This window comes from Nitrospira sp., assembly GCA_030692565.1.
Taxonomy (GTDB): Bacteria; Nitrospirota; Nitrospiria; order Nitrospirales; family Nitrospiraceae; genus Nitrospira_D.
Genome location: JAUYAO010000058.1, coordinates 472,026 through 496,102 on the forward strand (window position 1 = coordinate 472,026; position 24,077 = coordinate 496,102).

General features: G+C 54.8%; 23 protein-coding genes. 2 read left to right on the plus strand and 21 right to left on the minus strand.

Features of this window, described 5'->3' with window-relative positions; translation table 11 throughout:
* Positions 1-11: 11 nt before the first annotated feature.
* Positions 12-1,658, minus strand: a complete 1,647-nt coding sequence (locus Q8N04_19030; GenBank protein ID MDP3092773.1) for an N-6 DNA methylase — start codon at positions 1,656-1,658, stop codon at positions 12-14.
* Between the two features lie 3 nt (positions 1,659-1,661).
* Positions 1,662-2,021, minus strand: coding sequence for a hypothetical protein (locus Q8N04_19035; protein ID MDP3092774.1), 360 nt, complete (start codon positions 2,019-2,021; stop codon positions 1,662-1,664).
* Positions 2,022-2,276: 255 nt separating this feature from the next.
* Between Q8N04_19035 and Q8N04_19040 the strand changes: the two genes are divergently transcribed.
* Positions 2,277-3,518: an ABC transporter substrate-binding protein gene (locus Q8N04_19040; GenBank protein ID MDP3092775.1), complete on the plus strand. Its 1,242-nt coding sequence runs from the start codon at positions 2,277-2,279 to the stop codon at positions 3,516-3,518.
* A 171-nt stretch (positions 3,519-3,689) separates the two neighbouring features.
* Here the strand turns inward: Q8N04_19040 and Q8N04_19045 are convergent, their stop codons facing one another.
* From Q8N04_19045 to Q8N04_19075, 7 genes are all read right to left on the minus strand, one after another.
* Positions 3,690-4,859, minus strand: a complete 1,170-nt coding sequence (locus tag Q8N04_19045) for an OmpA family protein (GenBank protein MDP3092776.1) — start codon at positions 4,857-4,859, stop codon at positions 3,690-3,692.
* A gap of 56 nt (positions 4,860-4,915) precedes the next feature.
* A complete protein-coding gene (mscL, locus tag Q8N04_19050; GenBank protein MDP3092777.1) occupies positions 4,916-5,329 on the minus strand; it encodes a large conductance mechanosensitive channel protein MscL in 414 nt (137 codons plus the stop codon).
* A gap of 52 nt (positions 5,330-5,381) precedes the next feature.
* The gene (locus tag Q8N04_19055) at positions 5,382-6,467 is read right to left on the minus strand and encodes a DUF481 domain-containing protein (protein ID MDP3092778.1); all 1,086 of its coding nucleotides are present in this window, start codon (positions 6,465-6,467) and stop codon (positions 5,382-5,384) included.
* A gap of 767 nt (positions 6,468-7,234) precedes the next feature.
* Positions 7,235-7,900 carry a response regulator transcription factor gene (locus tag Q8N04_19060; protein MDP3092779.1) on the minus strand — a complete coding sequence of 222 codons (666 nt, stop codon included), beginning with the start codon at positions 7,898-7,900 and terminating at the stop codon, positions 7,235-7,237.
* 230 nt (positions 7,901-8,130) lie between these two features.
* Positions 8,131-9,681 (minus strand): sigma 54-interacting transcriptional regulator, encoded by a 1,551-nt coding sequence (locus Q8N04_19065; protein ID MDP3092780.1) that lies wholly within the window; start codon positions 9,679-9,681, stop codon positions 8,131-8,133.
* A 270-nt stretch (positions 9,682-9,951) separates the two neighbouring features.
* Positions 9,952-10,452, minus strand: a complete 501-nt coding sequence (locus Q8N04_19070; GenBank protein MDP3092781.1) for a Rab family GTPase — start codon at positions 10,450-10,452, stop codon at positions 9,952-9,954.
* On the minus strand, positions 10,449-12,233 hold the full coding sequence (locus Q8N04_19075; protein ID MDP3092782.1) for a hypothetical protein: 1,785 nt from the start codon (positions 12,231-12,233) through the stop codon (positions 10,449-10,451). The genes Q8N04_19070 and Q8N04_19075 overlap by 4 nt, the downstream gene beginning before the upstream one ends.
* 192 nt (positions 12,234-12,425) lie before the next feature.
* Here Q8N04_19075 and Q8N04_19080 point away from each other — a divergent pair, with 192 nt between their 5' ends.
* Complete coding sequence (locus Q8N04_19080; GenBank protein ID MDP3092783.1) at positions 12,426-12,785, plus strand: hypothetical protein; 360 nt, start codon at positions 12,426-12,428, stop codon at positions 12,783-12,785.
* A 261-nt stretch (positions 12,786-13,046) separates the two neighbouring features.
* Here Q8N04_19080 and mnmA read toward each other — a convergent pair whose 3' ends face one another.
* The 12 genes from mnmA to rpmH form a co-directional block, all read right to left on the minus strand.
* On the minus strand, positions 13,047-14,174 hold the full coding sequence (gene mnmA, locus Q8N04_19085) for a tRNA 2-thiouridine(34) synthase MnmA (GenBank protein MDP3092784.1): 1,128 nt from the start codon (positions 14,172-14,174) through the stop codon (positions 13,047-13,049).
* 35 nt (positions 14,175-14,209) lie between these two features.
* On the minus strand, positions 14,210-14,653 hold the full coding sequence (locus Q8N04_19090) for a polymer-forming cytoskeletal protein (GenBank protein MDP3092785.1): 444 nt from the start codon (positions 14,651-14,653) through the stop codon (positions 14,210-14,212).
* Positions 14,654-14,743: 90 nt separating this feature from the next.
* Complete coding sequence (locus Q8N04_19095; GenBank protein ID MDP3092786.1) at positions 14,744-15,244, minus strand: polymer-forming cytoskeletal protein; 501 nt, start codon at positions 15,242-15,244, stop codon at positions 14,744-14,746.
* A 165-nt stretch (positions 15,245-15,409) separates the two neighbouring features.
* The gene (locus Q8N04_19100; GenBank protein ID MDP3092787.1) at positions 15,410-16,258 is read right to left on the minus strand and encodes a ParB/RepB/Spo0J family partition protein; all 849 of its coding nucleotides are present in this window, start codon (positions 16,256-16,258) and stop codon (positions 15,410-15,412) included.
* On the minus strand, positions 16,236-17,012 hold the full coding sequence (locus Q8N04_19105) for an AAA family ATPase (GenBank protein ID MDP3092788.1): 777 nt from the start codon (positions 17,010-17,012) through the stop codon (positions 16,236-16,238). Before Q8N04_19105 ends, Q8N04_19100 begins: the two co-directional genes overlap by 23 nt.
* Positions 17,013-17,070: 58 nt before the next feature.
* Positions 17,071-17,658 carry a 16S rRNA (guanine(527)-N(7))-methyltransferase RsmG gene (gene rsmG / locus Q8N04_19110; protein MDP3092789.1) on the minus strand — a complete coding sequence of 196 codons (588 nt, stop codon included), beginning with the start codon at positions 17,656-17,658 and terminating at the stop codon, positions 17,071-17,073.
* A gap of 128 nt (positions 17,659-17,786) precedes the next feature.
* The gene (gene mnmG, locus Q8N04_19115) at positions 17,787-19,673 is read right to left on the minus strand and encodes a tRNA uridine-5-carboxymethylaminomethyl(34) synthesis enzyme MnmG (GenBank protein ID MDP3092790.1); all 1,887 of its coding nucleotides are present in this window, start codon (positions 19,671-19,673) and stop codon (positions 17,787-17,789) included.
* Positions 19,674-19,683: 10 nt separating this feature from the next.
* Positions 19,684-21,117: a tRNA uridine-5-carboxymethylaminomethyl(34) synthesis GTPase MnmE gene (gene mnmE, locus Q8N04_19120; protein ID MDP3092791.1), complete on the minus strand. Its 1,434-nt coding sequence runs from the start codon at positions 21,115-21,117 to the stop codon at positions 19,684-19,686.
* A 72-nt stretch (positions 21,118-21,189) separates the two neighbouring features.
* On the minus strand, positions 21,190-22,860 hold the full coding sequence (yidC, locus tag Q8N04_19125; protein ID MDP3092792.1) for a membrane protein insertase YidC: 1,671 nt from the start codon (positions 22,858-22,860) through the stop codon (positions 21,190-21,192).
* Between the two features lie 31 nt (positions 22,861-22,891).
* Positions 22,892-23,104 carry a membrane protein insertion efficiency factor YidD gene (gene yidD / locus Q8N04_19130; GenBank protein ID MDP3092793.1) on the minus strand — a complete coding sequence of 71 codons (213 nt, stop codon included), beginning with the start codon at positions 23,102-23,104 and terminating at the stop codon, positions 22,892-22,894.
* Between the two features lies 1 nt (position 23,105).
* Positions 23,106-23,441: a ribonuclease P protein component gene (gene rnpA, locus Q8N04_19135; GenBank protein MDP3092794.1), complete on the minus strand. Its 336-nt coding sequence runs from the start codon at positions 23,439-23,441 to the stop codon at positions 23,106-23,108.
* Positions 23,442-23,663: 222 nt separating this feature from the next.
* Positions 23,664-23,801, minus strand: coding sequence for a 50S ribosomal protein L34 (rpmH, locus tag Q8N04_19140; GenBank protein ID MDP3092795.1), 138 nt, complete (start codon positions 23,799-23,801; stop codon positions 23,664-23,666).
* Positions 23,802-24,077 lie beyond the last annotated feature (276 nt).

The window sequence follows — 24,077 nt, forward strand, 5'->3', positions numbered from 1 at the left end:
CACTCATCGCGCTAAGTTTTCACACCCGCCGAAAAGAGCTTGAAGATAGCTCGCTCAGATCTTTTGCTCTTTGCCGCTTTCGTGGTCTTATCAAGAACTGGCAATAACGAATCGAAGTCATTGGGTGTTTGGTTAATCCAATTGTTCTTGGGATCTGGCTTTGTCTCCTCTCGCTCGGCTGTTTCCAACTTTGTATTTCCGAGAAAGGCGAGCTTCTCTTCAGCCGTTTCCATCTCAGGGCGGCGTGAGGAGAAGATGCGGCATCCCTGCGCTCTGTGACGCCTCACAAGAAAGCTAATGGCTACCCCCGTCTGAATCCCAAAGACATTATGGGTCGTACCAGATAATTTAGGATTCTCCCGCACATCACCCCCAAGATCGACAACCCATACTTCGTTGAACTCGGTTGTGAGGGCCTTTCGGAAACCATCAAACGTCAGGCTGTCGAGAAAACTTCTGTTGCTAATGAACGCCAGCACACCGTTCTCAGCTAAGCGGTCGCTGGCCCACCTGAAGAACCGGACATACATGTCATAGAGGGCAATCTGATTCTGTGCCGTTCCTAACTCCTGGTAAGTCTCCCGAATACGGGCATCGACATGCTGATAGGGCCGGTTCGGATTCTTGAGATTGAAATTCTCCTGCCACGCGTTGTACGGCGGATTGCCGAGAATCACACTGATCTTTCGCCCATTCTGGCGTTTGATGCGCGCGACGTTCTCCTCACTCACGCTCCCAAACAACGCGCCCTGAGACATATGTTGCGCGGTATGGAGCCCGACGTTATCGAGCGTATCGACGAAACAGAGGTTGGGGAATTCGAGATACTGGCCGGTGATGGCCGCATAGGTCGCTTCGATGTTCAAGTTCGCCACGTAGTACGGGAGAATCGCCACTTCATTGGCATGCAGTTCTTGCAGATATTTGTGTTTCAGCTTGGCTGGCTGACCCCGGAAGTGTTCAAGAAGTTCGGTGATGAATGTGCCGGTGCCGGTGGCCGAGTCAAGAATTTCGACTTCGTGGTCGATGAGGTTCTTGCCGAAGTGCTTTTCACAGAGCCAATCGGCGCTTTCGATCATGAAGCGCACGATCTCATTTGGCGTATAGACCACGCCAAGCCGGTCGGCCGGTTTCTTATTGTAGACCTTGTAGAAGTTTTCGTAGATGACCTTGAGGAAGGCCTGCTTCTCGTTGTGGCGTTCGATCTGCGCGGCGGCCGCGCTGATGGCCGAGTAGTAGGGGGCCAGCGCCTTGAGCGACTGAAACTTGGTGTTGCCGGTGAAGAAGGTGGCTTCCAGCTTGTAGAGCTCACGCGCGACGTTGTTGTCTTTGTGAAACGGCGTGTCGGGGAAGACCTTCGCGAAAATCTCTTCCGTCAGCACATGCTGGATCAGCATCTCTCGCACATCGGCGTCCGTGAGGCTGGGGTTGATGGCCTCCTGCGCGTGGACGAGGAAGCGTTCTGATGCCTTGCGGAATTCGGGATTCTCCGTATGCGCGCGCTCGATCATGCCTCGCAGCGCTTCGAGCACGGCCGGCAAGTCGGTCTTGAACTGCTCGACCGCCTTCCTGAATTCGGCAATCTCGGTTCGCTCATAGCTGAAGAAGAGCGTGAGCAGCTTCTTGAGTGCATCGACATCCTCGACCGGGCACTCCATTACTCATTGCCCGTTCTGTATCAGCACGGCGCGGGTGGTGTCCGCGAAGATGATGTTGTCTTTTGGGTAGCCGCGCTTGAACTTGTTGATGATCTCTTCATCGAGATCATCTGTGCTGTCCTTGGCCTCCCGGTAGCCGAACGGCACGCGCAGTTCGTAGAGCAACGCGCCATCGACGTAGCGTTTCTCCCTGGTCAGCGTGTCGAGTTTGTATTCCGGGATGAAAACGAGATTATGCTGCTTGCCCCAGCTTTTGAGCAGGTCCTTGAACGCCTCGCGCAGCACGGTTTCGCGCGTGGTGCCGGAAACCTTGCGGAGATCCTGCAACTGGTTGAGGGAGTGCTGGATGAGTGCGTGGCTCACTACAGAAGAATCCTTGCGTGCGTGAGACTGATCGACCGGGGAAGAACAACGACAGGCTACGTTTTGCGAGCAAGGGTGTCAACCCACTACAGCAAGGAATATCATCAACTGCTTGGCCATGTGAGTCCGACGATCTTCACTGAGCCAGGTGTTCCGATTGGAGAAGACGTGCGAGGGGTCTTCTTGCCTGGGATAGGATCGTTGCCGCAATATGCGCAGAGCCGTACAATGTCGTGAAGATTACAGGAGGATCATATGACTGCATTCTCACGCAGACGATTTCTTCAGCTGACAGCCGCAACCGGCGGCGCCTTGGTGTTTGGCGATCTGATCGACCGGGTTCTGGACGTCAGCGGCCGAGCTCACGCTGCAGTAGGTGAGCCGATTAAGATCGGGATACTTGATCCATTGTCGAGCCCGTATAAGACCTCCTCCATTCATGACGTCCATGGGGCGAATGTGGCGGTGGATCTTTTTAATAAACGGGGTGGCGTGCTGGGGCGTCCGGTGGTGATTCTCGAAGCCGATGACGCTTCGAATTCTGAGCAGGCTCTGAAAGTCGCCACCAAGTTCATCAAGGAGGATCACGTTGATGTGCTCATGGGTACGTTCAACGGGGATTGCGCGCTGGTAGTAAGCGAATTGGCTCAAAGAGAAAACAAGCTGTTCATGGTGACCGGGTCTCATCTTCCCGAGTTAAGCGGCGTCGCATGTAATTCCCACACATTTGTCTTCATGCCCCACGCAAAAATGTTGGCGCAAGCGGTGGTGCCGCATCTGGTGAAGGCCTATGGGACTCGCTGGTACATGATTACGACGAGTACGCTCGACGGCAAAGCCGCCGCGCAGGCCATGGTTGAGGCGGCAGAGGCGCATAAGGTGGAGTTGGTCGGCGAAGCCTTGATGCCTTTTGGTTCCACGGACTTTGTGTCGGCGCTCAGCGCGGCGAAGGCCAAGGAGCCAACGGCGATCATTCTCAATCTCTATGGATGGGATCTCGTGCATGCGTTGAAGGGGTACGGCAAGCTGGAATTGGCCAAGGAGAAGATCGGGATCGGCGGGATGATCAGCGGTGAACAGATTGGGCGCCCGCTGGGTTATGCCAACAATGCAGGAATTTGGGGCCTCATCTGGGACCCCAAGATCAACACCGAGAGTTCAACGCGATTCATCCAAGGCGTGATTGATAAGTACAACCATACGCCGACCTCCCGGTGTTATTTGGGGTATGCCGCGATGACGCAGATCCTTGACGCGATCCAGCGCGCTGGTTCAACCGAGACGGCCGCACTGATCAAGGCATTGGAAGGGCATGAGTTCGATGGGCTGAAGGAAGGACGGTCTATTTTTCGGGCGTCGGATCACCAGCACGTGCAGGATGTTCTGGTAGGGGAAGCCTTTGGAAAAGAATTGGGGATGGGCCACTACAAGATTCTCGCAACGGTGCCGGGCCTCGCTAATATTGGGGCGGCGGACCAGCAGCACTGCAAATTGTAAGGGCCCTACAGAGCCGAGGGTTTTCCGTGTAGGGAGCTCATCCTGACTCCGTCAGTTTAGGTAGGCAAGACCGCGATCGCGGCGCGGCTACTTCTGCGTTGGATAATGATGATGTGGGGCAGAGTGCCGCCTATCGCGACCCCCTGCCCCCGCTCAGTGGAGATGAGCGACTTACTTGGTGACGCGGATTTCGACCCGGCGGTTCTTTGCCCGGCCTGCGTCGGTCGTATTCGGACCCACGGGCTTGGTGTCGGCATAGCCGTGTGTCGTAGCCGCGCCCAAGCCACCTTCTGTCAGGGCTTTAGCCGCGTTGGCCGCCCGTGCTTCAGAGAGTTCCTTGTTCGTCGGGAACGTCTTTTTCAGCGAGCTCTTGATCGGCCGGTTGTCCGTATGTCCGTCCACCGCCACTTTATATTCAGGGAAATCTTTGAGGATGGCACCAACCTGCTTCAGCGCATCGGCGCCCGCCGGTTTCAGTTGATCTTCTCCCGAGCCGAACAGGTAGCCTGACGCCAGGTTGATGAGCAATCGCTCGTTATTCAGATCGACGGCGATCGTCTGCTTGTCGATCTGCGGCTTCAAGGCTCGGATCAAGCCGCGCTGCGCTTCTTTCAATTTCGCCATCTCAGAGGACAGATCACCACGGAGGCCCGCGAGCTCTTTGTCCCGATCCGCCAACATCTTCTCGAGTTCCGCGACGCGTTGTCTGCAGGCGGCGAGTTCGGCTGCCATCTTGTCTTTATCACCGGCGGCCCCGCCCATGGCGGCGAGCTGAGAGGTGAGGTCCGCGTTGCGCTGTTTGGCTGCGGCGAGTTCTGTGACCAGTTTCTCTTTGTCCACGGCTCCGGCTTGAAGCGCGGTGAGTTGTGACTGGGCTGCTGCGAGATCGGTTGCCAGTTTATCTTTGTCGCCGCCTGCAGACGCCTGGGCGGCGGCCAACTGCCGTTCCAGTTCTGCCGTGCGGGCTTTCGATTGATTGAGGTCGCTTTGTGTGGAAGAGAGTTGGCTCGCGAGCTTCGAAGAGTCACCGGCGCTTGAGCGGAGAGCGGCCAATTCCCGGTCACGATCAGCCAGTTGGCTTTCGAGCGCTCTTACACGGTCGCTGAGCACTCCGTTTTCTTTCTTGGCCGCGGCGAGCTCATCGGCGAGCCGCTGCCGTTCCTTTTCCAGCGCGGCGAGACGAGCGGCCATGTCTTTGGAGGGGTTGTCGGCATCCCACTGATTACGATGACGGTATTCATAGCCGCCGTCACAGCAGATGGCGTTCCAATCAAGCGCGGCGGCATTGCCTGCGATCGAGAGAAGGCCGAGGCCCAGAATGGATATGCGAATCGATTTCATGCGTACTCCTTTTGTGTTGACGCGCTGCATGCGGACTTGTGGTTTGGGTCTGAGTGTTAGTGCTTCCCCTTGAGGGCGTCGCGAATCTCCATGAGCAGCTTTTCTTCATTCGTCGGGCCGGCCGGCGGCGCCGGAGGGGCTTCTTTCTTGAAGCGGTTCATCTGCTTCACCAGCAGAAAGATCACGAAGGCGAGGATGATGAAGTCGAAAGTGGCCTGCAGAAAGACCCCGTAGTTGATGGTGGGTGCTCCAGCGGCTTTGGCGGCGATCAGCGAGGGCTGCGGTGTGCCGGAGAGATTGATGAACAGGCTGGAGAAGTCCACCTTTCCCATCAGCAGTCCCAGGGGAGGCATCATCACATCGCTCACGAGCGATGACACGATTTTCCCGAACGCGCCGCCGATGATGACACCGATAGCCATATCGACGACGTTTCCCTTCATGGCGAACTCTTTAAATTCTTTTAACATCGTTTGTCCTCCTTAGAGGATGAGAGGGTGAGTTGCGTGCTGAGAGTGTACACTATCGCTTCCTGGTCGTATCGAAGCTGTATCCGAGGGTGAAGAGATACAGATTATCGGTGTCGCCGGTGCCTGGCGCGGGCCGACTGTTGTATCGCGTCGTCACTTGAAGGCCGCTCACGAACCCTTCCCAGATTTTGAATCGGACCCCGTTATCCATGGTTAAAAAGTAGTTCGAGGCGTTTTGCATCGAGGGGTAAAACTCGTTGTAGTGGTAAAAGGTGATGCGATCGTCAAGCAGCGGCCAATTCCATTTCATCGAGACGCGGGCACGGAGACTTGACTGATCGTCCGCGACCCGGAAGTCTTCATTGAAGAAGGACACGCCGGCTTCCGTATAGAAGGTCATGTCTTTGAAGATGCCGTTGAAATCTCCCCGTTCGATGAATTGATAGCCGGGACCGGACGACAGAGCGGTTCGCATCTTGAGGTCCTGGAAGCGATCGTTCTCGAAGTAGGCCGAGGCAAACCAGTAAAAACGCTTAGTGATGAAGAAGTCGAGCTTGATGGTGCCGCGGGCGTTCCGCGCAATGAGTGTGTTGGCATTGTCGCCGTAGACATAGCGCCCATTGATCGAAAGCCGGAGTTGTTCGCTGCGGGCGACGAAGTCTCCCAGCAAGCTGGCGTTCTTGAGATGGCTGTTGCCGGTGGTCTGGGAGTAGCCTCCCGTGAGACTGCCTGAGTAAATGACCGGCGGCTGAACCAAGGGATTGACGGATCCGATGGCATCAAGCGGAACGGTGAGCGAGCCTTTGAGCGGTTCAGATTGGATATTCAGGTTGCCGTCAGCTCCGGCCGTTGCGGTCCCCACCAGCACACTACCTTCTTTGAGATGAAACGGGATTGGATGGTTGACGGCGAGTTTGGCGACGTCGCTCCACTTCACCTTGATGACATTGTCAGGGCTGGATGGGGTTTTCATGACGAGCACGCCGCCTGCCATCTCGATGACTTCTCCATAGATGTTGCTGCCGTCCTTGAGGGTCACGACGTCGAGCGGGGGCGCGGGAGCATCGGCTGCCATTGCAGTGGCGACTCCACAGAGTACGGCTGTAAAGATTGCCAATGCGGCGAACAGGTTCTTCATCTTTCCTCCTCTTGGTGTATGAAACGCGAAAATAGCGTAGTGACTCGGCGTCCTAAATAGCACTAGGGCCAATCGGCCCAGAATGCAACGGGGTTGTATACCCGACCAACCATGGTTGTGCAACCAGGACTCGTTAGCAGGGGCCGTTGTGCAAGGGGCGCAACATGGTGTTCGGGGATCCGAGTAATCGCGATGCCTGTATGTGTTCGTGAAATGTCCCGTTGTCTCATGGGTTGGGCTCATGATGGCTCAAGGCGCTCGATTGTTTTGAGGCTGGCTTGCCGAGATGTTGGCCAAGTGGCCCCATCGGGGTTTTGGGGATGCCAGGGTGTTGGCCGAACATGTGCCGAGAGCTCTGCGGGGTGACTCTTTTGATCCGCGCTGCACGATCACTACTGTGATTAAGAATGCGACAGAGATTGCCAAAGAATTCGAGGAGGGCCCCAAGCATGCTCTCGCGGACCTTCCGTGACGATGCAGGCCGTAGGCGAACCCATTGATCTTCATCGCGCTGTAGTACCGATAGTGTGTAGCCGCCTGCCTCGACTCCCTCATCTGGGACCAGTAAAAACTCCTGACCATGTGGATCAACAACCAGGAGGCCCTTGGGACGCATTGGCCTATCCTTTCCCACGTGTGGAGTTGCTGCGCACATCGCAGGGGTCTTGATGTGGACTTAGGGAAGGTCTGAATAATTCCCGATTTCTATCAACCAGCGTACGAAACGCAGGGAATCTGGTTGGTTCCTGACCAGAACTTCGAATTAATCAGACCTTCCTTAGTTGCGTGACGAAATAGTGAACCGCTTGGGTCCGTCGCCTAACGTGTAGTTTCTTATAGAGTGTTGACAGGAGTTTAGTGATGGCGTTCGTGGGTTGCTTGAAGGCGGTGGCAATGGCCTTGTTCGTGGCTCCCTCAGCCAGCATCGTGAGGAGCTTCAGGTCGATCGGCGAGAGGGTTGGCGGGAGAAACGCCGGAGTGTTCGCGATGGTGCGCTTCATCCACGACAAGATGTGGGCAGTCTTTTTCGGTCCAAGGAGGGATCGCCCCGCGGCGATCGTCTTGATCGCGCGGAGGAGGGCTTTGGCCCCGACATCTTTGGTCAGGTACCCGTGCCCGCCGGCCATCACCGCGTTATAGAGGTCGCGGTCGTCGCTGTAGGCAGAGAAGAACAGGATCCGCATACGGGGAAAAGCCGAAAGAATATCTCGGCAGGCATCGGACCCAGTGCCATCGGGCAAGCGCATATCCATGATCACCACATCAGGCTTGGTGCGATGGACTTCTTCAATGGCGCGTGCCCTGCTGCCGGCCTCTCCTACCACCTGAATGCCACGATCTAATTTGAGGATGGCCCGGATTCCCTCCCGCGCGAAGGCTGAATCATCGACCGGAACGACTCGAATCGGCGGAGGCGTGGTGGATGTTTTCATGAGCGATGGGAGTCCTGTTGCGCTCGGATGTCTTGTGCGAAAATTGTCTGCTTCTGCCGAGAAACTGTGATCAAGGTTCGTGCCATGGCCGATGGAGATATTCTTTTCGAATGGCGGGGTGTTTCTGAGCACCGCGTTCAACGTGTCTCAGTGAAGCTGTCACAGGAGACAGAGTTGTCTCACGGTGTGTGTCTCACAATGTGTGCGGGTGTAGGCGGATCGGAGCGATGCTACCCGGCCACGTCGATGTGGTGGGCGAGGAGTCGGCGATAGAGTGTGGCGCGGCTGATCCCGAGAAGCTTGGCTGCCTCTGTCCGGTTCCCTTGAGCCTGTTGGAGTGCTCGAAGCAATTGCGCTTTCGGTTCTGTGCGCTGCGATTCCTGGGAGGATGGCGGCCGATGGTCACGCTGGGTGTGGCGCAGTTCCTCGGGAAAATCGGACGGCATGAGGCAGGAAGTGCGGGCGCTGATCACGGCAAATTCGACGGCGCTTTTCAGCTCTCGAACATTACCTGGCCAGGAGTAGGTCATGAGCAGATGGAGACTGTCTGGATGCAGATCAGTGATGGCTTTGCCTGTGGTGGCACAGACTTGGCCGAGCAAGGCCTGTGTGAGCAATGGAATGTCATCTCGTCGATCTCGAAGCGGAGGCAGATGGATGCGCGCCACGCGGATGCGATAGAGCAAATCAGCGCGAAAGGCGCCGCGAATGACGTCTTCGTTGAGATTGTGATGCGTCGCGGCGAGGATGCGTACATTCACCTTCCGTGGACGGGTCTCTCCCAGGCGCGTAATTTCTTTTTCCTGAAGGACCCGGAGCAGACTGGTTTGGACGGAAGTCGGGATGTCGCCGATTTCATCCAGGAACAGGGTGCCGCCGTCAGCCGATTCGAAGAGTCCATGGTGATCGTCGATCGCGCCGGTGAAGGCGCCTCGCTTGTGGCCAAACAGCTGGCTGCCCAGCAGTGAATCCGTCAAGCCTGCGCAGTTGGCGGCAATAAAGGGCCGGTCTTTCCGCGGGCTGGAGTAATGGATGGCTCTGGCGACGAGTTCCTTCCCGGTTCCTGTCTCGCCTTCGATGAGGACGGTGGAATCGACGCGCGCCACATCGCGGACGAGTTGATAAACCTGCAGCATGGCAGGACTGCGTCCGACAAGGTCGTGGAATTGGGCTTGGTGATCGAGCTGCTGCCGTAGATGGTGGACCTCTGTGCGATCCTGCAGCAGGATGATGCGCCGTTCAGCGGATTGTGGATCTGCAAGGATTTCATATTCGATCCATCGCGGGGTTTTACTCGTCAATCGAAGGGGTCGTCGGCCGCGTTGCGGCATGAGCGCGTCCCATGTTTGGCGGAGGTGCTTTCGGTCTGGGGACTCCAGCGGGAGACTCTGCTCCCACGGCTGACCGATGACCGTCGTCGAAGGACACTCGATCCAGGCAAGGCAGCGCGGGCTGATGAAGGTGACATGGCCTTCTTGATTCGTGACGATGGCGGCCAGATCCAGATGCTGGAGAAGCGCCAGGACATCGTCGCGCTCCTGGGTGGCGATGGCAAGTGACCCGGTCAGGGATGTCCGGGTCCGTTCGTGGATTTTGACTTGGTCGAGATGGTGCAAGCGCTGATCACGGGCTTGCTGTAAGAGCCGCTGTATCTGGTCGAAGCGTTCGTCGATACGCTCGATAAGGAGCAGTGGTCGATGAGAAGCGGTCAGTGCGGTGGCTTCGAAATGGTGCAGGATTGATGTCAGGTCACGATGACTCCACGGTCCCGATCGAACCACCCGGTCATGATCGTCTCTCCACGCGGATTCGCTTTCATCAAGGAAATGTCGCAGAAAAGGAGCGAGGCTTCCGACGTCAATGGGAGACTCGGGTGACGTCTTGAATGTTGCGGCCCACCAGAGGGGCGGATCTCCAAGCAGGCGAAACCTATTTTCCGTTGCGACTCGTTCGAGAACTGCGGTGCCAAGCCTTTGAAGGAGGGTCTCCAGCATGTTCTGGGGCAGGGAGTTGGGTGAGCTGGATGGCGCCATGGCAGTCCAGTTGTATCGCTAGGCGGCTTCTAGAATTATGTGCGTGAGCCGCATAAAGAGTTCCGGCACCCCGTCGCCGGTCTTGGCGCTTCCCGCGAACACGAGCCATCCCTTGTGTCGCAGCTGTGCGAGTGTCGCCTCGTCGATTTCCCATTCCTGGAGTTGATCGGCCTTGTTCACGATGAGGACGAAAGGCACGGGCCCGAGTGTGGATTGGGCCAGTTGGTGCAGGGATTCCGCCGTATCCAGGGTAGACCGCCTCATGCCGTCGGCGACGAGGATATAGCCGGATGAGCCTCGCAAATAGGACTCCCGCATTTTCTGAAAATCGTCTTCTCCATAGAGATCCCAAATCATCAGGGTCACGTCCCGGTCGTCGACGAGGAGCGTTTTCTTTTCGATCGTCACGCCGATGGTCGTGTGGTACTGCTCCGAAAACATGCCCGTCACGAAACGGCGGATGAGACTGGTCTTTCCGACGGCGAATCCACCCAGGAGACAGATCTTCTTTTGAATCATGGTGCGGAGTCCGCGCGGCCGACGAGAGGCTTGGCTGTGACGAGGAGCGTGACCCGCCGCTGCGCATTCTGACCGCCTTTAGTTCCCCCACGTTTCTGCCCGGCGAACGAGGTTGGTTCCACGCTCGCGCTGAGGGTGAGCGGCGGGTAGGAGGCTGCTCCTCCAAGGGCGGCGATGACGGCATGAGCTCTGGCGGTGGCCAGTAGGAAATTCATGGATTCCGTTCCTGTCGGATCGGCATCGCCGATGGCTTCGACGAGAAGCGTCTCACCCGAAGCAGAGTGAGCGGACTGGCGCAAGTTTTCAATCAGGCGTTTGACCGGCGTGACCTTGCTCGATTCTGCGTCGGAGAGTGTGGAGGAGCCGCTCTCAAAGAAGAAACTGATTCGGTTCAATTGGGCGATGAGATCAGCGCGTGAGACGGTGCGGAGTTCCTCATCGTGATATTCACGAACGCCCGGAAGTAAGAGGGCCATCTGTCTGGCTTGGATGGCCCAGCTTTCCGGCGCATTCCCGCTGGCGGTGAGGCGGCCATCGTCGTAGCGGAGCGTTGCGGTCCCCGGGGGACGGAGGAGCGAGGCTGCGCGTTTGCCGACGAATTGAGGATCAAGGGAGTGGAACGGGGTCCAGTGAGAGATGATGTGCTCGCGAGGGATTCCTTCCTGAGTCAAGAGATCGTCTGGCTCCGCTGCCATTGGATCGCGGAGTCCCTCGAGGGTGACGATACGGCCGTCGCGTTCCAGTGTCGTCACGACGACTCCGGGCATAGTTCGGATTCTCTGCGTCAGATGTTGCCATCGCTGGTTGTTTTGATAGGTGGTCCAGCCCCAGAAGGCTGTGGAGAGGGCGATGACAGTGAGGGCCACCCAGGTCATTGGGAAGGTTCTCGTGCGGGGAGTTTCGTATTGAGTCTGCGCACATTCCATGAGGCGGTCGTGCGTGGCATCGAAGCTCGAAGGGTTTCCGTCGAATGCGGCGAAGGCGTCGGCATAGTCGAGCTGGATCGATTCGAGGGTTTGCTGCACCTGAGCCCGAAGATAGCCCGGTGCGGTTCCCCTGACGACGCAGGCCAGAATGGCCTGGGAACTTTGTTCGATCAAGACCCGGCATTCTCCAACCTCCAAGGTATTCAGGGTCTGTCCTCGCGGGGTATTGAAGGTGTCCTGCACAAAGGTTTGAATGGCCGTCAGCATGCCGGATACCAGCTGTTGATCATGAATGATGGCGGTATCCGATCCGACGTGATGGAGCAGGAGGCCGGTGTCGCGATGAATGAGAAAGAGTTGCTCCACTCGAAAACGCAGCGTGTGCAGGAGGATGATTTCGGCGAATGGTCGTCCTGTTCGCCAGGCCTCTATTCTCCAGGCGAGCCCTTTAGGGGACAGGCTGTGATCGATGGTCTGATTGAACGACTGCATCATCCCTTGCAGCGTGCGGACGATCGCTTGGCGGATGGCCGGGCCCATGATGGGGGCGATGGCCTCAGCGATCACATGGGGATTGCGGCGTACAGAACTCGTCAGTGCGGTCTGAACATGCGGTGTGAGTGCGGCGGTCAGTCGCTCGTCCTGTTTGCCGCGTAAGGTGATGGCCTCGGCGAGGACTTTGCTGACGGAGGGCGCATCGGTCTCCGTATGTTCCAGACGATTGCGGAGTTCGGTAAGCTGGGTTTGCTCCGGCGCAAGGAGCAGCGTGCGAAGTTCCGCCCACTCTTGTTTCAACTCGGGGCTCGCGGCGGTATCAGCCGAGGATGGCTGGGGGCTGGGCCGGGGTTGATTCATCAAAATGGGCTCCTTGCATGCGGGCGACTAGGATGTGGGCGAGCCCTGCTGGAGTTTCTGAGATAGCTCAGCTAATAGCTCTGCGAGTGCCGTACGGTCTGTTTTGGCGTGCCGCAGATCTGCGACGGAACGATTGAGAGAGTCTGAGAGTTGGTCTTGTGTGGATCGGATCGTTTCCTTGAGGGCGGTGACATGATCCAGGACTTCGTGGCGGAGCGTGCGTTCGGACTGATCGGTTTGTTGGGCCAGGTCGGTGGCTTTGCGTTCGACCACGACTCCGAGGCTGGTGAGATCCCTGACGAGGTGCTGCAAGGCTTCGCCGCGGACTTCCTGTTCATGTTGCAGGCGACCGGACAGGACGGCTACTTCCTGCTGCATGAAGGCTTCGAGCGCATCGAATCGTTTCGTGAGCTCGGCTCTGAGCGCGGCAGCTTCCTTGACGAGATTTTGTTCAAGGGCGGAGAAGCGCCGGTCGTGATCACGGACTTGTGCTCCGAAGAGGATGTCGCGAATCTTTTCGAGATTGCCGTTCTGTGCATTGTCGTCACCTGATAGGAAATGCGACGACGTGGAAGACTCGGCGACGAGCGAAGGGGCTTGGGTGTCAGCGGCTTCTGTTGACATAAGCGACTCCTTGGTCACGTGCTCTGGAGCATGATGGCGCCATGGTCCAGGATAAGAGAGTGATGTATTGCGCCGTCCGCGGAGGATGGCAAACGTGCGGGTCATCCCCTACGGGCACAGGGCCTCTGCGCCGCTATGTTAACACCGGCGATTTGCTGTCAACAAGGTGCTGGGTAGGGAATCTGTAGCCTAGGCTGATGAAGAGGGAGGCAGCGGTGTTTGGCTGGATTTGGGCTCAATGGTCTCAATGATCCCGCCCCCTAGGACTCGGTCCTCGTCATAAAACACAGCGGATTGCCCGGGACTGAGTGCCCGCTGTGGCGTGCTAAATTGAACGATCATCCTTCCGGCAGATAGAGGAATAGTCGTAGCTGACGATGGGGGTGTGGCGTAACGCACTTTACAGTCGACTCGGGACGGCGCGGCTAGAAGTCTGGGATCGAGGATATTGAGGTCTTTTACTGTACAGGAGGAGCTGAGCAGGTGTTCTTCCGGTCCAAGAACGACTGTGTTGGTAGCCGGTTGAACCCGCTGGACGTAGAGGCGTTGTCCGGTGGCGATGCCAAGCCCTCTTCTTTGTCCCGGTGTATAAAAGGGAATCCCCTCGTGGGTTCCTAGCGTGGTTCCGGTTTCGTCGACGAAGTGTCCGGGCGTGCTCTGGAGATCGGGTTGTTCCTGGAGGAAGGTCCGGTAATCGCCATGACTGACAAAGCAGATTTCCTGACTCTCTTTCATCTCCTCTTCCGGAAGCCCGAGCGAGGCGGCTTCTCGCCAGACATCGGCTTTCTGCATTTGTCCTACAGGAAATAGCAATCGGTTCAGCCAGGATGCCTGGAGGCGGTAGAGGAAATAGCTTTGATCCTTCCTGGCATCAGCTCCTTTCATGAGGGAGAGGTGCTCGCCGCTTCGGTCGACATGCGCATAATGGCCGGTCGCCACGAAAGAGATGCCTTTTGAGTCCGCGAGCTCGATGAGTTGGCGAAGCTTCACGCGTTCGTTGCAGCGCACGCAGGGGTTTGGTGTGGTGCCGTTCGCATAGGCGGAAACAAAGTCATCAATGACCGCGGTGCGGAACTCGGCGCGGGAGTCGACGAGTTCGTGCGGGATGTTGAGTTGTTTGGCCACGTATCGCGCGATGCCAACTTTGCAACAGCCGCGCTCCTCCCACCGCTTCGAGGCCGCGACTTCCTCGCTCTCATGCTCCCAGACCTGGAGGGTGACGCCATGGACTTCGAAACCCTGTCGAGTCAGAAGGAGGGCGGCTACGGAGCTATCGACTCCCCCGCTCATACCGAGGAGAACGGTTGGACGTGACATAGTGCGGCTATTGTACTGTCTGACCGGCGAAAGGGCTAGAGGTCTGGCGTGCGTATTTTGCTTCGATGGAGAGTCAGGTCGTGGACATTCTTGGCCGACTGGGGATGCTCCTCGACCCAGCGATGGGCGCCCATATCGCACATACCATGAAAATGTGCTCCGTCCTCGATGGCAATGGCGGGAGTTCGGATGTCCCCAATAAGGACGCCCTGTTTGAGGATTTGGATTCTTTCTGTGGCTGTAACGGTCCCGTTAATCTTTCCGCTGGTGAGCAGCGTCCCTGCGGAGATAATTCCCTTGACCACGGCAAACTCCCCCACGATCAGTGTGCCGGTGGTGTGGATTTCACCTTCCAGTTTCCCGTCGATGCGGACGGTGCCGTCGAAATTCACGACGCCTTTGAATTCCACCCCTTTCCCAAGAAAAGTGAAATTGTCGTCGTCCGATGGGGAAGATTTCTTATCGCCAATTGCCCACATGCGATCAAAGGTCCTTCTAGGTACAGCAGGCTCACCGGGTGTCTCGGGTTCAGGACCCCGATGAGCGTATTAATTGTGTCACCGGAAATGTTAGCCGTTGATCCTTTTTATGCCGCCTTGGCCTGAGATGCCAACCGGGTGAAGGGGCGTTTCGCGAGTGACTTCTCGAATCCCTTGTGACATTTCTAGGGTGCCGTTAAATAGTACGCCTTCTTCAATAGAAAGCATTGGTGTCTTTATTCCGCCATTGACGATGGCTGGGGCGCGAAGCTTAATCTTTTCTTTGGCAACGACATCGCCTGTGATTTTCCCTTTGCAGACGATGGTCCCGGCCGTCACTTTGGCCGTGATCACTGCCTCTTCGCCCACGAGGAGGACGCCTTCCGTATGAATTTCTCCGTCGAGAGATCCATCAATTCTTACGGTTCCGTTGTATGAGATGGTGCCTTTAAACTCGACCCCTTTGCCGACAAACGCACTAACATCTTCTGAGGCTTCCTGGCGACCCAGGTTTGAAGCGAGCGAGATATCCTCAGCTTCCACTTCCTCTGCCATCGTACGCTTCCCGTCCTGCTTGTCTGATTTCCACATAGTCGATGCTCCTCCTCTTGGGTTCGGGACAAAAGATGATTGGGTTGACCCCTGTTAGGTGCTGTATCGGAGTGTCTAGGGAAGATATTTAGCGTTAGTTGAGAGAAAAGCAACAAATATGCCTTTTCTCAGCATGCGTCTGAGGTGTGGCGAGAGCGAGGCTGTCTAGGCGAGGAGATTGTCGATGATTCCCTCCAGCTCTGGTGCGGAATAATAGTGGATGATGACTTTCCCGCTTTTTCGTCCCGCTTCGATCGTGACGCGCGTTCCAAAACGTTTTTGGAGCCGTGATTCTATGTCGGTCCAATGCGACGTGGGCATTGATGGTTTTGTCCGTTTTCTTGTGGGGCTTGAGGTGGTGACGAGGCGTTCGGTCTCGCGAACGGAGAGGGTGCGGGCCGCAACCGTCTTCGCAATTTTGCATTGGGTCTCAGGAGTATCCAGCCCCAGAAGGACTTTGGCATGTCCTGCCGAAAGGGTTCCGGCCTCTACGAGAGCTTGTACGTCGTGGTGGAGGTTGAGTAGACGTACGGAATTAGCCACAGAGGAGCGGTCGCAGCCGACCTTTTGTGCGATGCCGTCGTGAGTCAATCCGAATTCATTCATCATTCGCGAGTACGCTCTGGCAGTTTCCATGGGATTGAGGTCTTCTCGTTGAAGATTTTCAACGAGGGCGAAAAGTATCGCTTCTTGGTCGCTGCAATTTCGTACGACGGCTTGGATGGTGTCGAGGCCGGCCTCTTTGGTGGCGCGCCATCGCCGCTCTCCCGAAATAAGTTCAAAAATGCCATCACCTTTTCGGCGGACTAAAATTGGCTGAAGCAAGCCGCTTTCTTTTATTGAGGCGGCGAGTTCTGCTAGCTCGGCGGGATGGAAGATTTGCCGAGGTTGGTAGCGATTCGGTACAATCGCATCAATTCTGATCTGCTGAATATCTGCCGCATTGCTTGGGACGGTCGGTTGGCCACCTGGCAGCAATGCATCAAGACCTCTACCTAGTGCTTTTTTCTCCATGGTCGAGAAACTCCTTTGCGAGTGAGAGATACGCCTGTGATCCCGATGAGGCCGCATTATAGAGAATGCCTGGCCGACCATAGCTCGGGGCTTCAGCCAACGTCACATTTCGAGGAATGACGGCTTGGTAGACTTTGCTTCCAAAATGGTTTCGGACTTGTTCGGACACCTGGCGAGCCAACGTGTTGCGCGCGTCGAACATGGTCAGCACGATTCCCTCGATGAAGAGATCGAGATTGATGGACTGCTTTACCCGCTCAATGCTGCCTATAAGCCGAGAGAGTCCTTCCATCGCATAGTACTCACATTGCACTGGAATGAGAACTGACTTTGCGGCAGCAAGGGCGTTAATCGTAAGGATGCCGAGAGCTGGTGGGCAATCAAGCACAATGACATCGTATGCATTGCGGATCTCTTTGATTGCGTCACGGAGATGGTACTCTCGCCCATCAACATTAGCTAACTCGATTTCAGCTCCAGCGAGATCGGCGTTTGAAGGCAAGATAGATAGCCCATTGACGCTCGTTTTTTGAATGACATTCTCGCAAATATCTTGCTTTATTAAGCAGTTGTATATTGTTTTTTGCAATGATCGCGGGTCAACCCCAACTCCACTGGTTGCATTGCCCTGTGGGTCGAGGTCAATCAATAAGACGGATTTACCTTGGAGCGCGATTGCGGCTGAAAGGTTGACGGAAGTAGTTGTTTTCCCAACTCCTCCCTTTTGATTGGCAACCGCAACTACCCTTGCCATTGATCGCCCTTCTTAATAGAGAGAGACTGTTCCACGTGGAACAGTCTCTCTCTGCTATTCACGATGAAAGAGAGAGGCTTGTAACAACTCTTGTTCCATATCCGATCGGAAGGTCAAATGAGTATTCATTCTCAACGATGGTTTTTGAGTCAATCCTTGATCTATCAACAAAGGTTGAAAGAAATAGGAGTATTCTTCCATTGCTAGTCAATATGGTTCTTGATAGGTCAATGATGAATTCAAACTTTATCCCCCTCGCAACAATATAGTTGGCTTGTTCGTGATTTATGAAATTATCTGCGAGCTGTTCCAATGATCCTTCAAAAATATCAACGTCTCGTAATTTCAGTAACCCAATGATATACCTTAAAAAAGATGATTTCTTTTTTGATGGTTCGACGAGGACAAGTCTTAAGTCTGGTCGTAGTATTTTTATCGGTATTCCTGGAAAGCCTGCACCAGAACCAATGTCAAAGATGAGGCTCCCGTCTATAAAATTTTCCGCTTTAATAGCAGCAATTGAATCGATGAAATGCTTGATGACGACTTCTTCATCTTTGACGATGCTAGTTAGGTTCGTGGTTTTGTTCCACTCTTTAAGCTGTTTCAAATAGATCATGAACTTGCTGACTTGTTCAGCAGTCATATTTATCCCGATCGAAGAAGCTGAGCTGGACAATAGCGATTGGATATCTGCTCTCTGTTCCACGTGGAACACATACGTGATTGAAACTGTGAGGTCAAGGAAAAGGTAGGATGAACTCGGTGGTCGCGTCAAACTTCTGCTGGTAGTTGGCCTTGCCGTTTAGATTTCTCTATTGCGACGATGAGAAGTGAAATCGCTGCAGGAGTTACCCCTGCAATTCTTGATGCTTGCCCAATTGTAGCCGGCCTCACGCGTGAGAACTTTTCAAGTACTTCACGTGAGAACCCTTGTATGGCTCCATAGTCAAACGCTGATGGTATGGCTTTTAGTTCGAGTCTTTTGAATTGTCCAATTTGCTGTAGTTGTCTTCTGATATAGCCTTCATATTTGATTTCCAATTCAACTTCATCAATGATTTCATCATCATCAATGGATACACCGTCAAATTTCATCAAGAGGTCTCTATATGAATACTCCTGCCTCTTGAGCAACTGGGCAAATGTTTGGGACGAGTGGCGATCCTCAATGGTTATCCAGTTCAACCGTGTGCAAATTTTATCAGTAATCTTTGGCCTGGTTGTGCTCAGCCGGACAATTTCGCTGGCGATACCGTCCCGCTTCTTAAGGAGCCGATCGTAATTATGCTGTGAAACCAATCCGACCTGGTGTCCGATATCCATTAAACGGAGATCGGCATTCCCATGTCTGAGGAGGAGCCGGTATTCGGCGCGCGATGTAAACATACGATATGGCTCGCGCGTGTCTTTCGTAATCAAATCGTCGATGAGCACTCCGATGTAGGCTTGCGATCGATCAAGAATGAGTGGTTCCAATCCTCGAATCTTCAATACTGCGTTGATTCCAGCCATGACTCCTTGAGCAGCCGCCTCTTCATACCCAGATGTTCCATTGATCTGTCCCGCATGATAGAGCCCGGAAACGTACTTTGTTTCAAGAGTCGGGTGAAGTTGACGTGGGGGAAAATAGTCATATTCAATCGCATAGCCAGGCTTGAGCATTTTGGCATGCTCAAGGCCAGGGATGGTGCGAAGTATTTCGCTCTGTACATCAACCGGAAGGCTTGTCGAGATCCCGTTCGGATAAAACTCTTTTATATCAATGCCTTCTGGCTCGATGAATATTTGATGCCGTTCTCGTTCAGCAAAACGTACGACTTTATCTTCGATTGAAGGACAGTACCTTGGACCAACCGAGTCGATGACGCCACTATAAAGGGGTGAGCGATCGAGATTCTCACGGATGATTTCGTGGGTTTGTTTGTTCGTGTAGGTTAAATGGCAAGGAAGCTGAGGCGTGAAAATGCGCTCAGTACGATGGGAAAATGGCGTGGGAGGGTTGTCTCCAGGCTGCGGAACCATGACCGAGAAATCGATCGAGTCGCCATCGAGTCGCGGCGGAGTACCGGTCTTCAGTCGGCCCAGCTCAAAACCCAGGTCGCGCATGCAGTCGGAAAGGTGTTCTGCGGAGGCTTCTCCGGCGCGCCCGGCCGGAAAGTGGTTCAGGCCTATGTGGATAAGTCCCTTAAGGAAAGTGCCTGATGTGAGGACGACCGCGAGTGCGCTGACCGTAACCCCGTCTCCTGTCACCACGCCGTTTACGCACGGCCCTGAGGTAAGAAGTCGATCAACTGTACCTTCTTGAATCGTGAGGCAGGGCTCAGCAGCTAAGGTCTGTTGCATCGCCATGCGGTATAGCTTCTTATCGCATTGCGCGCGCAACGCTCTGACTGCCGGTCCTTTGCTTGTATTGATAAAGCGAAATTGTATGCCGGCTTGATCTGTGTTCCGGCCCATCTCCCCGCCAAGGGCATCGATTTCCTTCACCAGGTGGCCTTTGGCGATTCCCCCGACAGCCGGATTGCAAGACATCTGGGCGATTCGATCTTTTCCCATGGTCAGTAATAGGGTCCGCGCACCCATACGAGCTGCCGCGAGAGCGGCTTCGCACCCCGCATGGCCTCCACCGACTACGATCACATCGAACGTCTGATCCATAAATCACCCGTTACTTCCCGATACAAAACTGAGAAAAGATTTGATGGAGGACCTCGTCTGAGGTAATGACCCCGGTAATTTCACCAAGCGTATCTGCCGCACCTCGTAGATCCACCGCCACGCATTCCGGATGTGCGCCCGACTCGATTGATTCAAGGGCCTTCATCAGATAATCACGGCATCTGAGTAGAATCTCCTGGTGTCGAATATTTGCAATCATGACACTTTGAGATGGCTCGAGACCGCGAACTCCAACTCTTCTCTGGATGATCTCTCGCAATGTCTCGAGCCCTTCTCCTGTCACGGTCGATATCGGCAACGGTACTACACCATCTGGCAAAGAGAGGTGGTCAGGCAAGTCCGCTACCTGACCGGGAGTGAGCAGGTCTATCTTATTGAGCACGACGACACTTTCTTTGCCGTCCAGCGGAGGGATATCCAATATTTGGGCTGTCTGGACGACGTCAGTTACATCAACCACAATAATAAGAAGGTCAGCGTCACGCACAGCCTCTTCTGTTCGGCGAATACCTTCTCGCTCAATTGCATCCGTGGTGTCCCGTAACCCGGCTGTGTCGACGAGGGATAGCGTGCATCCGCCAAAGTGAACGGTCTCTTCGATTAGGTCGCGTGTGGTCCCGGGAGTATCGGTCACGATGGCTCGACTATCTCCTAACAATCGATTCAGCAGGCTCGACTTACCGACATTGGGTCGGCCAACGATGACGACCCTTGCCCCTTCCCTCAGTACACGGCCAGTCTGCGATGAATTCAGGGCGGCCTCGACTACATTCATAGTCTCACGTAACACCTTCGTCAATTCATCCCGACCCACGAATTCGATGTCTTCTTCAACAAAATCTATTCCCGCTTCAAGATGTGCAAGCATGGCCAAGAGCCCGGATCGCAAATGATCGACTTCCTGCTTTAGGTCTCCCCGAAGGTGGCGTTGTGCGATAGCCAAGCTCTGCTCGGACGTAGCCTTGATTGTCGCGAGGACGCCTTCAGCTTGGGATAAATCCAGACGGCCATTCAAAAAAGCCCGTTTCGTAAATTCTCCAGGAGTTGCGAGGCGGCATCCTGCCTGTAGACAAGATTCAGAAATCATGGCCAACGAAGCCCGGCTCCCATGTGCATGAATTTCGAGAACATCCTCCGCCGTATACGAGCGCGGTGCTTTCATGTAGACCACCAGCGCCTCGTCAATGGGAGTCTGAAAATGCAAGGAGGATCCTGTTAAGGAACCGTCCGCTCGCAGGATGTCGGCGAGGTGGAGGCGATGCGACTCTATCGTGCGTAGGGCAATTCCTGAACGGATGCGGATAAACCGGCTGGCGATTGAGATGGTCTCAGGGCCGCTGATACGTATGATTCCAATCCCGCCTTCGCCCACCGGGGTAGCGATGGCACAGATCGTATCTCCTGACCCTCCAGCATTCAGCATGGTCGCGCTCTATCGTCGATGTCATCCCAGGCTTGTCGCAGGACGAATGGCCATTGGGAAAACGCCAATAATTCAAATAACCGGCTTGTTGGCGAAAATCACGCGATCCGTAATCAGCTGCTGAGAAATGGTAAGCACGTTATTTGTGAGCCAGTACAGCACTAGACCCGCCGGGAAATTGATGAACAGAAAGGTCATAAAGGCCGGAAGCATCAACATGATCTTCGCTTGGGTCGGGTCCATTGTGGTCGGAGTAATCTTCTGCTGAACCACCATTGTGACCCCCATAATAATCGGCAGCACGTAGTAGGGGTCCTGTACGGACAGGTCTGTAATCCAAGCCATGAAGGGCGCCTGGCGTAGGTCGATGGTCATATAGAGAATGTTAAAGAGCGCTACAAACACCGGCATCTGCAAAACCATCGGGAGGCAACCACCGACGGGATTCACCTTATGGTCCCGATAGAGCTTGATCAACTCCTTGTTCAGCCGATCCCGGTCCTCCTTAAACTTCTCTTGAACCGACAAGACTTTCGGCTGGATGACCTGCATTTGTTTCATCGATTTATAGCTCTTGTACTGGAGCGGCACAAAAAGGACCTTGAGCATCATCGTGAGTAGAATAATGGTCACACCATAGTTATGGGTGTAGTCGTTGATGAAGCGGAGTACATAGAAAATCGGTTTGGCGACCGCTTTCACAACTCCCCAACTGCCGAAAACAAACCAACCGAAATCGATCGTGTCTTCGATCCCAATCTGCATCGCCACGAGGGTGTCATACTCTTTAGGGCCGGCATAGAGTTGGAGGTTCACCGGGGAGCCGGATGACTGAGCAGGAAAGCGTATGCTTCCAGAAAGCAGTTTGTCGCCTTCTTTCTTGACCACGGTGGAGGAGGCTTGCTTTGGGATGAGCACGGAAAGGAAATACTTGTCTTGGAGGGCGAGCCAATGCACTGCGCCTTTGCGCTCGAGCTCAGAATCCGGCGCGTCCTTGTCAACTTTTTCGTCGACGAAGGAAGCTGAACCGATTTGGCCGATTAAACCATCGCCCCATTCCACAATGCCAAAATTCGTTCCTAAGCCGATGCTCAGGTCCCCGTCCAGACCGGTCGATCGAATTGCGATATCGACCAGATAACTGTCGGCGTGGAAGGTCAGGATCTTCTCGAGTAACAGATTCTTCGACTCGTCACGAAGCTGGAATGTGATGTGGCCGATAGGATGGGAGGTATCGAGGGTGGAGAAGTCTCGTGAAACGGTGTAGAGACCGTTCCCCAACGTTTTGGTCAATTCTGTATCAGTCGTGACGATGGCCAATGGGCCGGCAAACTTCGATCCCTGCCTGACCAATTGAACCGGCGCCGAATCGGTTGCGGTGTGTTGGTACCGCTTCAATTCCCAGCTTGTCAGGACCGCGCCACGAGTCGAGACTTTTGCCCGATACAGATCGGTCTCAATGCTCACAAGCTCTTCCGTTGGGGTGAGCGCAGAAGCCGGTCCTTCAAGCCCTGTCGAGGAGATTTGGCTTTGTCCAGGCGTCTGTGCCGTGTTCGGGCTAGCCGGTGTCGACATTGGGGTTGGTTCGGTCGCCGGGGACATCGGTCCCGTCTCAGATGATACGGACGCTTCTTGTGTGGGCAAAGGCTGAGGGAGCCAGCCCATCTCTTTCAGCGCATAGTCGTATCCAAAAATAATCGCCAGCGATAGCACCAAGAAAGCGATGACCCGTTTCTCCATCATCTAGATACGTACTTTCCTCAACAACGTTGAACTATTTTTTAACCGGGTCAAATCCGCCGGCATGAAAGGGGTGGCATTTAAGTAAGCGGATCAAGGCCAGTCCGAGGCCCTTCAGGCAACCTCGCTGGCGTATGGCATCCATTGCGTATAGGGAGCAGGTCGGATCGAATCGGCATGCCGGGCTTAACCATGGTGAGATCACATATCGGTAGCCTTGAATCAGCCCTACGAGGAGACGGCGCATGCTAGATCGACCTCATGTTCAGAAGGCGATGCTTGGACAGGGTAGCGGTCCACAATTCTTTCAGTTCGCCGAATGAAAGAGTCAGGGCGTCTCGCTTGGGGAATACCAGCAGGTGGTAGCCGGGAATCAAGTCTGGATAAATGGCTCTGACCAGCTCGCGGAATCGTCGCTTCGACCGGTTGCGCTTGACCGCATTACCAAATCGCCTACCGACGACGATTCCCACCTGACTGACAGAATTCTCCGTTCGGCTCGCGAGTAAATTGAAACATTGCGTCGAGCTGCGACGCCCATGACGCTTCACTTGTTCAATATCTCGACTGACTCGCAAGAACATAACGCCAGTTCTGGCACGTGAACTTATACCGTGAGATTCGCCAGACATGAAAGCATGTACGTTGGCAACGGTCACCGGCAGGAGTCGAGCAGACATCCAATCACGTAGGGCGCAAGGAGAGACACATACCTTCTCCAGGCTGCACACACACCGGCACTCATGCGGACCAGCTACAGGCAAACCTTCGATTCCGGCCCGTCAACGGTAGCTGAAATGGCGGCCCTAGACTGCCAGCCGAGCGCGGCCTTTTGCACGGCGGCGTGCAAGGACTTTCCGTCCGTTTTTTGTGCTCATGCGTTTACGAAAGCCATGCTCGCGCTTCTTTTTTAGGTTTGAAGGCTGCTGAGATGTAAAAGACATAACAATCCCCCCAGGAAATCACGTATCGTTTAGCTAATCGAGTTCGGCATTATATTGACCGTGCAGCCAGGAGTCAATTTACCCACGGTTTCAATGAGGATTAATTCTCAGTGCAAATATTTATCTATGAGAGGGGGGAGCGAGGGCCTCAGCTTATAAACCATTCATTTCTGAGGCGCTTTTGTATCTGATATAGCCAGAGTGCCACAGGCTCCCCTCCTCTGACTGCGCTATTCATTTAGAAAACGCTGTTTCATCAGGCATATCTGCAGAAAG